The sequence below is a fragment of the Sphingopyxis sp. genome (assembly GCF_050916055.1).
GTDB lineage: Bacteria > Pseudomonadota > Alphaproteobacteria > Sphingomonadales > Sphingomonadaceae > Sphingopyxis.
Genome location: NZ_CP051527.1, coordinates 2,105,684 through 2,118,815, shown reverse-complemented (window position 1 = coordinate 2,118,815; position 13,132 = coordinate 2,105,684). Strand labels below are relative to the sequence as shown.

Annotated in this window: 15 protein-coding genes; 10 read left to right on the top strand and 5 right to left on the bottom strand. The window is 65.6% G+C overall.

Going from position 1 to position 13,132, the window contains the following annotated elements:
• Positions 1–12: 12 nt before the first annotated feature.
• Positions 13–1,236: a hypothetical protein gene (locus HEQ22_RS10325; protein ID WP_432767814.1), complete on the bottom strand. Its 1,224-nt coding sequence runs from the start codon at positions 1,234–1,236 to the stop codon at positions 13–15.
• Positions 1,237–1,477: 241 nt separating this feature from the next.
• On the opposite strand from HEQ22_RS10325, the gene HEQ22_RS10320 reads away from it, so the two are divergent.
• From HEQ22_RS10320 to rplA, 7 genes are all read left to right on the top strand, one after another.
• A complete protein-coding gene (locus tag HEQ22_RS10320) occupies positions 1,478–3,037 on the top strand; it encodes a fatty acid--CoA ligase (RefSeq protein WP_432767813.1) in 1,560 nt (519 codons plus the stop codon).
• A 411-nt stretch (positions 3,038–3,448) separates the two neighbouring features.
• Positions 3,449–4,777, top strand: a complete 1,329-nt coding sequence (locus HEQ22_RS10315) for an MFS transporter (protein WP_432767812.1) — start codon at positions 3,449–3,451, stop codon at positions 4,775–4,777.
• A gap of 184 nt (positions 4,778–4,961) precedes the next feature.
• Positions 4,962–5,159: a preprotein translocase subunit SecE gene (gene secE, locus HEQ22_RS10310; RefSeq protein ID WP_432767811.1), complete on the top strand. Its 198-nt coding sequence runs from the start codon at positions 4,962–4,964 to the stop codon at positions 5,157–5,159.
• Between the two features lie 47 nt (positions 5,160–5,206).
• Positions 5,207–5,743 (top strand): transcription termination/antitermination protein NusG, encoded by a 537-nt coding sequence (gene nusG, locus HEQ22_RS10305; RefSeq protein ID WP_432767810.1) that lies wholly within the window; start codon positions 5,207–5,209, stop codon positions 5,741–5,743.
• A gap of 40 nt (positions 5,744–5,783) precedes the next feature.
• Positions 5,784–6,710, top strand: coding sequence for an acyl-CoA thioesterase (locus HEQ22_RS10300; RefSeq protein WP_432767809.1), 927 nt, complete (start codon positions 5,784–5,786; stop codon positions 6,708–6,710).
• A gap of 326 nt (positions 6,711–7,036) precedes the next feature.
• The gene (rplK, locus tag HEQ22_RS10295; RefSeq protein ID WP_432767808.1) at positions 7,037–7,468 is read left to right on the top strand and encodes a 50S ribosomal protein L11; all 432 of its coding nucleotides are present in this window, start codon (positions 7,037–7,039) and stop codon (positions 7,466–7,468) included.
• Positions 7,469–7,472: 4 nt separating this feature from the next.
• A complete protein-coding gene (rplA, locus tag HEQ22_RS10290; RefSeq protein WP_432767807.1) occupies positions 7,473–8,171 on the top strand; it encodes a 50S ribosomal protein L1 in 699 nt (232 codons plus the stop codon).
• 466 nt (positions 8,172–8,637) lie between these two features.
• On the opposite strand, the gene HEQ22_RS10285 is transcribed toward rplA, so the two are convergent.
• From HEQ22_RS10285 to HEQ22_RS10275, 3 genes are read right to left on the bottom strand one after another with little or no spacing between them, the layout of a single operon-like run.
• Positions 8,638–9,285 (bottom strand): heme exporter protein CcmB, encoded by a 648-nt coding sequence (locus HEQ22_RS10285; protein WP_432767806.1) that lies wholly within the window; start codon positions 9,283–9,285, stop codon positions 8,638–8,640.
• On the bottom strand, positions 9,282–9,893 hold the full coding sequence (gene ccmA, locus HEQ22_RS10280; protein ID WP_432767805.1) for a heme ABC exporter ATP-binding protein CcmA: 612 nt from the start codon (positions 9,891–9,893) through the stop codon (positions 9,282–9,284). The genes HEQ22_RS10285 and ccmA overlap by 4 nt, the downstream gene beginning before the upstream one ends.
• Complete coding sequence (locus HEQ22_RS10275; protein ID WP_432767804.1) at positions 9,890–10,318, bottom strand: metallopeptidase family protein; 429 nt, start codon at positions 10,316–10,318, stop codon at positions 9,890–9,892. Before HEQ22_RS10275 ends, ccmA begins: the two co-directional genes overlap by 4 nt.
• 52 nt (positions 10,319–10,370) lie before the next feature.
• Here HEQ22_RS10275 and HEQ22_RS10270 point away from each other — a divergent pair, with 52 nt between their 5' ends.
• From HEQ22_RS10270 to HEQ22_RS10260, 3 genes are all read left to right on the top strand, one after another.
• Positions 10,371–10,658 (top strand): 4a-hydroxytetrahydrobiopterin dehydratase, encoded by a 288-nt coding sequence (locus tag HEQ22_RS10270; RefSeq protein WP_432767803.1) that lies wholly within the window; start codon positions 10,371–10,373, stop codon positions 10,656–10,658.
• A gap of 7 nt (positions 10,659–10,665) precedes the next feature.
• Entirely contained in the window at positions 10,666–11,301 is a 636-nt protein-coding gene (locus tag HEQ22_RS10265; RefSeq protein WP_432767802.1) for a YoaK family protein, read from the top strand.
• A 76-nt stretch (positions 11,302–11,377) separates the two neighbouring features.
• The gene (locus tag HEQ22_RS10260) at positions 11,378–12,775 is read left to right on the top strand and encodes an amino acid permease (protein ID WP_432767801.1); all 1,398 of its coding nucleotides are present in this window, start codon (positions 11,378–11,380) and stop codon (positions 12,773–12,775) included.
• Here the strand turns inward: HEQ22_RS10260 and HEQ22_RS10255 are convergent, their stop codons facing one another.
• Positions 12,776–13,033 (bottom strand): zf-TFIIB domain-containing protein, encoded by a 258-nt coding sequence (locus tag HEQ22_RS10255; RefSeq protein WP_432770854.1) that lies wholly within the window; start codon positions 13,031–13,033, stop codon positions 12,776–12,778.
• Between the last annotated feature and the right edge of the window lie 99 nt (positions 13,034–13,132).

Here is a 13,132-nt window from a genome sequence, read left to right as displayed (position 1 = left end):
GGCGCCAGCGCTTCAGCCCTTTTCAGCCGAAGCAACGACCGGGCGTGCGTAATTTTCGGGGGTGATGTCCAGCCGTTCGATGCGCGGCGTCGCCTCGCGCCGGCGCATGTTGGTGCCGGTGGCATCGTCGGTCCAGCGCGCGGTCAGTGTGTAGCGTTCGATCATGTAGAACCCCGGCGTCGCGTCGTTGTCGGTGCGGCGCAGCGGCGCATAGACGCGGCCCTTGATCTGCTCGGTGACAGGCTTCAGCCACTGCCGCGTGCCTTCGCCGCGCAAAATCTCGATGTCGTCGACATGGCCGTCGGCACCGATCCAGAAACCGACGTCGGCCCATTTGGCAACATTGTTCAGCGCCGTCAGCCGCGACAGCGTGTTCGCGGCGGGCTGGTTATTGCCGAAATCTTCCGACATATCGATGCGCCTGATCGGCTCGCTGAACAGCAGCACCGGGCGGTTGGTGCCGCCGCGCGCGGCGAATTCGCGCAGGATCGCCTCGGTCGAGCTAGCGTCGCCCTTTTTGCGGTCGTTGCGCGCGCGCATCACCTGCGCTGCCATCGCAAATTCCTCGGTGCCGGGCAGCGGATTGGCGATGATGTCGTCGAGCAACTGCCGCGCTTCCTTGTGGTCGCTATCGAGGTTCGATGCTTCGGCGCGGGTCTGCACGAGCAGCGCCTGGCGGACGCGCGCGAACATCGCGACGCGGTTCTGGCCGTTCGCGATCGCTTCCTTTTCGACGTCCTGGTAGATGCGCTCGGCTTCGTCGGGGAAGCCCAGTTTGGCGCGGCTGTCGCCGACCTCGATCTGCGCAACCATGACCCGCGGGTCCTTTTCGCCGAGCCCTGCCTTCAGCGTGTTGCGCATGTCGAGCACCGAAAGCTGGAAATTCTTCGCCTCGCCGACATGTTCGGCGACGCGGCTGTTGGCGCGGAACAGGTCCGACACCTCGACCGGAAACCGGTCGCCATGCTTGCGGTTGCGGCCAATCGATTTCAGCAGCGTCGTGCGCGAATCCTTGTAATCGCCCTGCAATAGCTGATTTTCCGCGTGGGCGAGCGAGGCCGCGACATCCTGATCGGGCGGGCAATTGCGCGCCAGGCAGGCGGCGAGCGCGTCGCCGGTGTCCTTCAGCGAGCGGCCGGTCACGACGATCTCGGGATCGCCGTTGGTCTGCGCCGCGGCGACCGGCCCGGCCAGAGCGGCGGCGAGCAGCAGGATCGAAAGGCTGGACTTTGACACGCGAAAACTCCCGAAAAACGCCATGCGGACCGTATTATCTCGATAATTCAGGCCGTAGCAGATTGACACCGTCGCGCAATATGGCGCGCGCCCGGCGATGCAACGGGTGTTGGCCGAAGGCGCGGCGGCGTTCGACGAACGGCATGAAGCTGGCAGTCGGCTTCGCAACGGGGATTGCATCGGCCCCGGCTTGCCATAAGGATGTGCGCCAGAATGCCGGACGGGCATCGTGGAGAGGATAATGACCGACATGCTGCCCACCCATATGAGTTTCGACCAGTTTCTGCGCCACTGGGCGGAAGCTGCGCCGACCCGGACCGCGCTGACCGAGGAGGACCGCGAGTATGATTTCGCGGCGCTCGACGCGCTGACCGCCGGGGTCGCGACGATGCTCGCCGACCTTGGCCTCGCAAAGGGCGACCGCATCGCGTGGATCGGCAAGAACAGCGACCTCTACGTGCTGCTGTTTTTCGGCGCCGCGCGGATGGGCGTGGTGATGGTGCCGATCGGCTGGCGGCTCGCGGGCGACGAATGGGCCTATATCGTCAACGACACCCGCGCCAAGCTGCTGTTCACCGGCCCGGGCTTCGACGATGCGGTCGCCGCGATCCGCGGCCAGCTCGATCATGTCGAGCAGGTCATCGGCGCCGACGAAGCCCGCTCCCGGATTGCCGCCGCGCCGCGGCGCGATTTTGCGCCGTCGGGGCCTGACGACGCGGTGTTGCAGCTCTATACCAGCGGCACGACCGGGCGGCCCAAGGGCGCGATCCTGTCGAACCGCAACCTGTTCGGGCTGCGCCTGCCGAACCTTGAGGGCGGCGAGCCGTGGACGCGCTGGGACGAGGGCGAGGGGGTGCTCGTCGCCATGCCGTGCGCGCACATCGGCGGCACCGGGCTCAACGTGATGGCGCTCGCCGCCGGGGTGGCCAGCCACGTGCTCGCCGAATTCGATACCGACCGCGTGCTCGACCTGGTGCAGCAGGGGCGCATCACGCGTTTTTTCATGGTTCCCGCCGCGCTTCACCTGCTGCTTCAGAACACGCGCTGCGCCAGCACCGATTTCAGCCGCCTCAAATATATTCTCTACGGCGCCGCGCCGATCCCGCTCGAACTGCTGCGCGCGTGCATCCAGACCTTCGGCGCCGATTTCATCCAGGCTTATGGGATGACGGAGACGACCGGCACCGTCATCATGCTGCCGCCCGAGGATCACGACCCCAATGGCAACGCGCGGATGCGTTCGGCTGGGCGACCAATGAAGGGGGTCGAGGTGCGGATCGTCGATACCGACGGCAACGACGTCGCGCCGGGCGCGGTGGGGGAAATCATCACCCGCTCGTCGAACAACATGCTCGGTTACTGGAATCTGCCCGATGCGACCGCCAGCACCCTCGACGCCGACGGCTGGGTCCACACCGGCGATGCGGGGTATATGGACGGCGACGGCTATATCTTCATCCACGACCGGATGAAGGACATGATCATCACCGGCGGCGAGAATGTCTATCCGGCCGAGGTCGAGAGCGCGATTTTCGGCCACCCGCAGATTCTCGAGGTCGCCGTGATCGGCATCCCCGACGCCAAATGGGGCGAAAGCGTCAAGGCGGTGTGCGTGCCGCGCCCCGGCATGACGGTCGACGAAGCGGATATCATCGCCTGGGCGCGCGACCGCATCGCCCCGTATAAATGCCCGCGCAGCGTCGATGTGATCGCCGCGCTGCCGCGCAACGCCAGCGGCAAAATCCTGCGCAAGGACCTGCGCGCACCCTATTGGGAAGGCCGCGAGCGGATGGTGAACTGAAGGGAGTGGATGTCGGAAGGTCTGGAAGCGACCAGAAGCTGCCCTACTTAACCCCGTTCGCATCGAGCGAAGTCGAGATGCCCATCGGCGTGGTGTGAGGTCGAAGGGTGTCTCGACTTCGCTCGACACGAACGGATTGGGGATGGCCTTTGACGACCAGTTGCGGACCTAAATGCGGTGCACCCCGGCGAAAGCCGGGGTCCAGGGCGTAATCGCGCAAGGCCAGCTTTCCAACGCTCTGGGCCCCGGCTTTCGCCGGGGTACAGAAATGAGCAAACGGCCGCTTCCCACCCCAAAGCCGACCTTTTATCCTCGCATCTCACCAATCGTTCGACCCACCCAGCCCCCACAAGCTATTGACACAGGTGTCAACAATTGAGACCGTGCGCCTCCCCTGCAGGAGCCGCCCGTTTGGCCACCGTCGCCGCGACCCCGCCCGCCGACCCGCCCGCGCCGCCGGCGCTCGCCCCGCGCACCGTCGCCGCCTATGCCGCGACCGCGGCGCCGACCGCGATGCTCGGGCTGCCGTTCAGCGTCTATCTGCCGCCCTATATCGCCGAGGGCGGGGTAATCGCTGTGGGACTGGTCGGGCTGCTTTTTTCCCTGACGACGATCTGGGACGGGGTGGTCGATCCGCTGATCGGAACGATGGTCGATCGCGTCCGCCCCGGGCTCGGCGCGCATCGCCGCTGGATGCTGCTGGCGCTGGCGCCGCTGCTCGGGCTGCTGATGCTCATCGTGACCGGCGGCGACATGCTGCCCTTCGCCGCGCTATTCGTCGCGATGATCCTCTTTTACTCCAGCTACAGCCTGTACGAGGTTGCGCAGCTGTCGTGGGGCTCGGCGCTGGTGCGCACCCCGGCAGATAGCGCGCTGCTCTATGGAATGCGCGACTGGGCGGCGAAGATCACGCTGCTGATCGCCTTTGCCGCGCCCGCCGCGGCGCAGCTCGCGGTGCCGGGGATCAGCCTGCAAGGCCGGATACTTGCCTATGCCGGGGTGATGGTGGTGATGGCGCCGATCGCGCTCTATGCGATCGGCCGCATCCCGCGGCGCGCCGTGGTGGTCGAGGCGGGCATCGGCTGGCGCCGGGAAATCCGGGCCTCGCTGTCCTTCCCTCCGCTGATGCTGCTGTTCGGGGTGCAGTTTCTCAATAGCTTCGCCTTCGGGTCGCTGACCTCGCTCTTCATCTTTTTTGCCGCCGCGGTGCTGGGCCTCGACGCGCAGAGCGCGGTGCTGCTGTTCGCCAGCTTCGTCGGCGGCGCCATCGCCTCGCCGCTGTGGACATGGCTCGCGCGCCGCTTCGGCAAGCCGCCGATGATGATCGCGATGGGGCTGCTGATTGCCAGTCTGTTGCTGTTGACGCTGGCGCAGCAGCCACAGGGGCTGGGACAGGCGGTCGGCTTTTCGCTGCTGCTGGGGACGGGTTTCGTCGGACTGCTGTTCACCTATTCGATGCTGGCCGACCTCATTCCGCAGGACAGCGCGCGTTGCGGGCGCAGCCGCGCCGCCTTTCTATTCGCGCTGCTCAACCTGATGCAGAAGTTCGGGGTCGCGGCGGCGATCGCGGTCAGTTACATCCTCCTCGACGTCGTCGGCTTCGATCCGCGCAATGGCGCGGCGTCGGCCGACGCGCTGCACCTGCTGTTCGTGCTCCAGCCGACCGTAAGCTGGATGCTGATGATCGTCCTGCTCTTGGCGATGCACCGCCTGACCCGGCGCGCCGCCGCCAGCCTTTGACTTGCATTCGCTGCGGGGCGCAAGTAAAGGCCGCTCATTCGGACAGATGCGCCGTTTTCCTTCCGCCTTTCGCCGACACGCTCGGGGAGGGTGGGCGGACTATTGCCCAAAGCGCGCTTGACGTGCGCGGGCGGGCAACCCATCTGGCCGGAATATGAAGCCGTTGCAGGACAGGACGATCGACATGGCAAAGCCCGGAATTGGCGAATTCGTCAACCAAGTGAAGACGGAAGCCGGCAAGATCGTCTGGCCGACGGGGCGCGAGACCGTTCAAACCACGATCATGGTGCTGATCCTGACGACGATCCTGGCGCTGTTCTTCCTCGGCGTCGACACGGTTTTCAACGCAATCGTCAACTGGCTGACGCAGCTCGCGCGCTAAGCTGCGAGCCGGGCCGACATCAATTCACGAACAGGACAGTTAAAGACATGGCGCGCTGGTACATCATTCACGCCTATTCGGGCTTCGAAAACAAGGTGCGCGATTCGGTCGTTGCCGAGGCCGAGCGTATGGGCCTCACCGATTTCGTCGAAGCGGTCGAAGTGCCGGTCGAAACCGTCACCGAGGTCAAGCGCGGCAAGAAGGTGCAGGCCGAGCGGAAATTCTTCCCCGGCTATGTCCTCGCCAAGCTGACGATGACCGACGACGTCTATCACCTCGTCAAGAACACTCCGAAGGTCACCGGCTTCCTGGGCTCGATGGGCAAGCCGCAGGCGATCAGCGAAGCCGAGGCCGCACGCATCCTGAACAGCAAGGAAGAGGCTGCGGCGCGTCCGAAGCAGGAAATCCGCGTCGATTACGAAATCGGCGACCAGGTCAAGGTGCTCGACGGTCCCTTCGCCAGCTTCAACGGGCTGGTCGAAGAACTCGATTTCGAGAAGGCGCGCGTCAAGGTCAGCGTCTCGATCTTCGGTCGCGCCACCCCGGTCGAGCTCGACTTCGAACAGGTCGAACGCATGAAGTGACGGCCGTTGGCCTTCACTGCTTCAAGGAACGGATGACGATATGAGCCTGACTCCTGCCGAGATTCAGGCCCGCATCGAACGCGCCCGCGCGATCAACGACAGCATGGACCCCGGCAAGGTCGTCGCCGCCGTGTCGCGGCTGTTCGATCTCGAACCCGCTGAGGCTGACGACGAATTCACCTTTCCCGCGCTCGCCACCACCGCCCGATCGCGCATCTTCGGCGGGCAGGTGATTGCGCAGGCGATGGTCGCCGCGGCGCGCACCGTCGAGCTGGACAAGCAGGTCCATTCGCTCCACGCCTATTTCCTGCGCGGCGGCGACGAGACGAAACCGCTTCATTTCCGTGTCCATCGCGACTTCGACGGGCGCAGCTTCGCCAATCGCCGCGTCGTCGTGCGCCAGGACGGCAAGGTGATCTTCAACCTCACCGCCTCGTTCCAGCTGCCGACCGAGGGACTCGCGCACCAGGTGCCGATGCCCGACCTGCTGCCGCCCGAACAGTGCCGCGATTTTCTCGAGACGATCGCCGCCGATCCCAATGTGTCGGAAGACGCCTTCGCGCATATGGCGCGCCGCCGGCCGTTCGAACTGCGCAACTACCGTCCGCCCGCCTCGGCAAAGGCGACGCAGCATTACCAGTGGTTTCGCGTCGCCGCGCCGATCGGCGACGACCCGCTCGTCCACCGCGCCTTTCTCGCCTTTGCGTCCGATATGGGGCTCCTCTCCTCGGCGATGCTGCCGCACGGGCTCAACTTCATGACCCCGGGGCTGTTCTCGACCAGCCTCGACCATGCGATGTGGTTTCACGGCCCGGTCCGCGCCGACGAATGGTTCGTCTATGTGATGGACAGCGACTGGACCGGCGGCAGCCGCGGGATCAATCGCGGCGCGATCTATCGGCAGGACGGGACGCTGATCGCCTCGGTGATGCAGGAAGGGCTGCTGCGGCTGGCGCCGCAAAGCTGACCCAGATTTCCTCTCCCTCCGGGAGAGGATAGGTAGACTTGCCAGCTTGCTGGTTAGGATGCCTTGGTGAGGATGATTCCTCGGCTGAGACCCTCACCCAGCTTCGCCTAGGCAGCAAGCTGCCAAGCCTTCGCATCCCTCTCCCGGCGGGAGAGCGAGTCGCCGCCAAAAGCCTTGCTTTGCTGCGCATTTCCGTCTAACCGCGCCGCTTCGCGTCAGACACGGATGCGATTCCGCGCGGGAGGAAGGGGTGATGCCCTTCTGTTCGACCGCTAATTTTGAGGTTCGCCGCTTGCGACGGACCGACAGAAAGAAAGGAGGCCATCATGGCCAAGAAGATCAGCGGCTATATCAAGCTGCAAGTTCCGGCGGGGACCGCAAACCCCTCGCCGCCGCTCGGGCCGGCACTCGGCCAGCGCGGTGTCAACATCATGGAATTCTGCAAGGCGTTCAACGCCGCGACCGACGGGATGGACAAGGGCACTCCGACCCCGACCATCATCACCGTGTTCGCCGACAAGAGCTTCACCTTCGTCACCAAGACGCCCCCGGCGACCTATCTGATCAAGAAGGCCGCCAATCTGAAGTCGGGTTCGAAAGAGCCGGGCAAGATCAGCGGTGGCAAGATCGCCCGTTCGAAGCTGACCGAAATCGCCGAGATCAAGATGAAGGATCTCAACGCGAACGACCTGGAACAGGCAACGAAGATCATCGAGGGCAGCGCGCGCTCGATGGGCCTCGAAGTGACGGAGGGCTGATCCGATGGCAAAGCTGACCAAGAAGCAGAAGGCCCTCGAGGGCAAGGTTGACGCGTTGAAGTTGCACGCCGTCGACGACGCGATCAAGACGGTACGTGAGCTGGCTTCGACCAAGTTCGACGAAACCCTCGAAGTCGCGCTGAACCTCGGCGTCGATCCGCGCCACGCCGACCAGATGGTCCGCGGCGTCGTGACGCTCCCCGCCGGTACCGGCAAGGACGTCAAGGTCGCCGTGTTCGCGCGCGGTGACAATGCCGACAAGGCGCTGGCCGCCGGCGCCGACAAGGTCGGGGCCGAAGACCTGATGGAAGACATGCTCGCGGGCAACCTCGACTATGGCCGCGTCATCGCGACGCCGGACATGATGGGCATCGTCGGCCGCCTGGGTAAGACGCTGGGTCCGAAGGGCCTGATGCCGAACCCGAAGCTGGGCACCGTGACCCCGAACGTCGCCGAAGCCGTGAAGGCCGCCAAGGGCGGCCAGATCGAATTCCGCGTCGAAAAGGCCGGGATCATCCACGCCGGCATCGGCAAGCTGTCGTTCGGCGAGGAAAAGCTCCGCCAGAACTTCGACGCCTTCGTCGACGCGATCGTCAAGGCCAAGCCGGCCGGCGCGAAGGGCAAATATGTCCGCAAGATCGCGCTGTCGTCGTCGATGGGCCCGGGCGTGAAGGTCGATACGGCCGACGTCACCGGCGCCTGATCTGCACCACATGATCTAGCGAAGGGCCGGGGGAAACTCCGGCCCTTTTCTTATGGACGGGTTTGGAGGTGGTGAACTCCCATCGCTTTTCTTCGTTCCCAGTTTGATCCGGAATCCTATCGGCGCAGGGACCGCGTAACAATTCCAAAGTTCAGGAAAGTTCAGCCTTATGAAGCCCTGATTGGGGTATCGCGGCGTGCTGGCTGCACCCACAAGCCGTGCTGCGACCGCTTTTTGTTCAACAAATGAAAGAGCCGGATGGAGGCTTGCACAGCAGGACGATGTAGGAAAGGCTTATTTGAACGCGGCGTCGGCTTTGGGGTGGGGAGCGGCCGTTCGCTCATTTCTGTACCCCGGCGAACGCCGGGGCCCAGAGCGTTGGAAAGCTGGCCTTGCGTGTTTACGCCCTGGACCCCGGCTTTCGCCGGGGTCCAGGGCTTTTATGTTCGTAAATGGTCATTCGCCGTCATTCCCTGAGCCCCCGCAGCGCTGCCCCCGCTGCAAACGGCCCGATCATCGTCAGCAGCAAACTCGTCGCGCCGAGCAATTTCATCGCGCCGCGCCCCGACGGGTCGAGCATCCCCGCACCGAAGATCAGCAGCGGCACCGCGAGCGGCAGCACCAGGAGCCCGCCGATCGCGCTCCCGCCTTTCAGTCCCGCGGTCAGCGCCGCGCTGAGGACCGCCAGCGACGCCAGCGCCGGGATCGCAATCGCAAGCCCCGTCGCCAGCACCTGGGTCCGCGCCGCGTCCTGCGCCAGCAACGCCGCCGCCGGGAACAAGGCGATCATCAGCGGCAGCCCGAATGCAATGGCGTGTGCGACGATCTTCACGGCCGCGATTACCTCGTCGGCGATACCGCGCACCGCGAGCTGGTCGAGCACCCCGACATCGCGGTCGGGCCGCACCAGCCGGTCGATCGGTAGCAACGCCGCGAGCAACGCCGCGACCCACACCATCCCGCCGCCCGCGCGCTGGAGCAATGGCGCGTCGGGTCCCACCGCAAAGGGAAAGGCGGTCGCCACGAGCAGGAAGAACAGCACCGGCAGCCACAACGCCCCGCTGCCCCACGCGCGACGCAGGTCGCGCCAGAAGAGGGCGAGAAGGGTGGTCATGCCACCGCCTCCCTCGTCATTGCGAGCGTCAGCCCGCCCATGTCGAGTTCGGCGACATCATCCAGCCCCAGCGCAAAATGCGATGCCAGCATCACCGCGCCGCCATTGCCACAGTGCGTGGCGATTGCCGCGACCAGCCGCGCCAGCGCCGCATCGTCCATGCCGTTCGCGGGCTCGTCGAGCAGCCAGATCGGCGCGGCGCTGGCGATCACTCGCGCCATCGCGGCGCGTTTGCGCTGGCCGGTCGACAGCATCGCGACCGGCACGTCGCCCAGCGATGCCAGCGCCATCGCGTCCATCGCCCGATCCAACGCGTGACCATCGACGGTATCGACCCGCGCCCAGAAATCGAGCGCGCGGCGCAGCGGCAGTTCAGCATCAAGCGCCAATGCTTCGTCGATCAGCGCACAGCGCCCGCGGCGCTCGACCGTCCCCGCCGCGGCGCGCAGCAGTCCCGCCGCGAGCCGGATCAGGCTCGACTTGCCCGCACCGTTCGGCCCGCGCAGCCACAGCGCTTCGCCGGGCGCCAGCGTCAGCGACAGATTTTCGAACAGCAACCGGTCGCCGCGAATGCACGCCACCCGGTCGAGCCGTAAAAGCTCACTCACGCCATGTCTTCCAGCGCGTGCATATCGTCGTCGGAAAAGCCGAAATGATGGCCGATCTCGTGGATCAGCACATGGCGCACCAGCCGGTCGAGTTTCTCGCCGGTCTCGATCCATTCGACCAGGATCGGAACGCGGTACAGCGTCACCCGGTCGGGCATGCCGCCGCTCGCGTCGATGCTGCGCTCGGTCAGTGGGCGGCCTTCGTACAGCCCGGTGAGGTCGTAGGGATGCTCGATGTCGAGCGACTTGAGCACTTCGTCGTCGGCGAACTCCTCGATCGCGATCACCACGCCCTTCAGATGCGGTTTGAACACCGCCGGCATCGTCTCGAACGCCGCCTCGGCCATCGCGAACAGCGCGTCGGCATCGGGCGCGGTGCCGGTCCAGCCGGTTGGCACGGGTGAAAGGGCGGGCTTGTCGCTCATCGCGCCCTTCCTTATGGCGGGCGTGCGGGCATTACCAGCGGGAGAAGAAGCAATGGTCCATAAACTCGACGATGCGGCGCGTGCCGCGCTGCTTGCCCGTTTTCCCGAATGGACGCATGAACCCATGCGCGACGCGATCACGCGCCGGTTCACATTCGACGATTTCGCGCAGGCGTTCGGCTTCATGGCCAGCGTCGCGATCCTCGCCGAAAAGATGGACCATCATCCCGAATGGTCGAACGTCTACAATCGCGTCGACATCCTGCTGACCACCCACGATGCCGATGGTCTGTCGGAGCGTGACGCCAAGCTAGCCGAGGCGATCGAAGCATTGCTTTGACTCCAAGATGATCCGCTTCGATCGCTCTTATCAGGGACTTGCTGTCGGGGTGGCGACGCTTGCGGGTTTCGTCGACGCGATCGGTTTCGTCGAATCGGGCGGTTTTTTCGTGTCGTTCATGACCGGTAATTCGACGCGCCTTGCGGTCGGCGCTGCTGAATGGCAGCACGCGGCGCTGATCGCCGGCGGCATCATCGCGATCTTCGTCGCCGGCGTTGTGGTCGGCTCGCTTGTCGCGGCGCGGTTCCGGGGGGTGCGGGCCGCCGCGGTGCTGGGACTGGTCGCGCTGCTGCTCGCGGTCGCGGCGGCGCTGCGCCTTGGCGATGCGGAGTGGCCCGCGATCGCCTGTCTCGCCTTTGCGATGGGGACCGTCAACGCAGCGATCGAGGGACAGGATGGCGCGGTCGTCGGGGTGACTTACATGACCGGGACGCTGGTGCAGATGGGACAGAAAATCGCGAACGCGCTGCGCGGCGAAGGCGACCGGCGCTGGCTGCACCACCTCGGGCTGTGGGCGGGGCTGGTCGGCGGCGCGATCGTCGGCGCCGGCATCCTGCTCTGGTCGCCGGCGTTCGCCTATGGCCTCGCCATCCTGCTCGCGGCGGCGCTGGCGCTGCGCGCATCGATGATCGCGCGACACTGAAAGGCGGCGCTTGCCTTCGCGGGACGCCAGCGCCAAAAGCAACCCAAGCAATAAAGTAACAAGGGGAGCCCGCCGCATGACCGACAGCCTGCTGCGCCGCAAGGCGATCGTCCCGGATCAGCCGCACGAACATCAGCTCGCGCGCACGCTTGGCTGGCCGCACCTGATCGCCCTGGGTATCGGCGCGATCGTTGGCACCGGCATTTTGACGCTGATCGGTGTCGGTGCCGACAAGGCGGGGCCGGCGGTTATCCTGTCGTTCGCCATCGCGGGGCTGATCTGCGCGTGCGCCGCGCTGGCGTACGCCGAGATGGCGACCATGATTCCCGCGTCTGGAAGCGCCTATACCTATAGCTATGTCGTGATCGGCGAGATTATCGCATGGGTCGTGGGTTGGAGCCTGATCCTCGAATATTCGCTCGTTGTCAGCGCGGTTGCGGTCGGCTGGTCAGGCTATGCCGCGCCGTTGCTCCAGGCGTGGGCGGGCGTCCCGATGGCGCTGATGCAGGGGCCGGAACTCGGCGGTGTCGTCAACCTGCCGGCAATCGCGATCATCGCAGTGGTCGCAGGGCTGCTCTTGGTCGGCACGCGCGAGAGCGCGACGGTCAACGCGATCCTCGTGCTCGTCAAGATCGTCGCGCTTGGCGTGTTCGTCGCGGTCGCGCTCCCGGCCTTCGATGCGGGTAATCTCGAACCGTTCAGTCCCTATGGCTTTGCCAAGCATATGGGCCCCGACGGGGTCGAGCGCGGAGTGATGGCGGCGGCGGCGATCATCTTCTTCGCCTTTTACGGCTTCGATGCGATCGCCACCGCGGCGGAGGAGACCAAAAATCCCGACCGTGACCTCAAAATCGGCATCGTCGGCTCGATGCTCGCCTGCGTCGCCATCTATATCGCGGTCGCGGTCGCCGCGGTCGGCGCGATCGCCTACACCCGTTTCGCCAACAGTCCCGAACCGCTGGCGCTGATCCTGCGCGAACTCGGCAGCCCGCTCGCGGCGCAATATCTTGCCGTGTCGGCGATCATCGCACTGCCGACCGTCATCCTCGCCTTTTTCTATGGCCAGAGCCGCATCTTCTTCACCATGGCGCGCGACGGGCTGCTGCCGAAGGGGCTCGCCACCCTGTCGTCGCGCGGCTCGCCGGTGCGCATCACCATCTTCACCGCGCTTGTCGTCGCAGTGCTCGCGGGGTTCATCCCGCTCGGCGAGCTGGCGGCGCTGGCGAACGCCGGGACGCTCGCGGCCTTCACGGCGGTGTCGATCTGCATGCTGATCATGCGCCGCCGCGCCCCCGACGCGCCGCGCACCTTCCGCACCCCGCTGCCGTGGGTGGTCGGCGGCATCGCGGTGCTCGGCTGCATCTACCTGTTCTTCAGCCTGCCAGCGCAGACGCAGCTGTGGTTCCTGGTGTGGAACGTGGCCGGGCTGGCGGTCTATTTCCTTTATGCCCGACGGCGCGCGATCGTCGGCTGATCAGTCGAACAATTCGCTCAAGAAGCTCTTGTGCTTCTTTTTGTACGGCTTGCCGTAATAGCGGTCGTCGTGGTCGCGATAGCCTTGCTCGCGATATTGCGGCGGCGGGGGCGGGGGAGCGGCTTGCTGGCGCGGCGGCGGGGCGGCGGCGGCAGGTGCTTCGCTGCGCTCGATGATCTTGTCGAGTTCGCCGCGGTCGAGCCACACGCCCCGGCACTGCGGGCAATAGTCGATCTCGATCCCCTGACGTTCCGACATCGTCAAATTCACGCGGCACGTCGGGCAAAGCAGGCCTTGGGTCTCGGTCACGGATAATCCTTTCTTCTAGGGTGTCTTGCACGGCTAACGCGGGGGGGC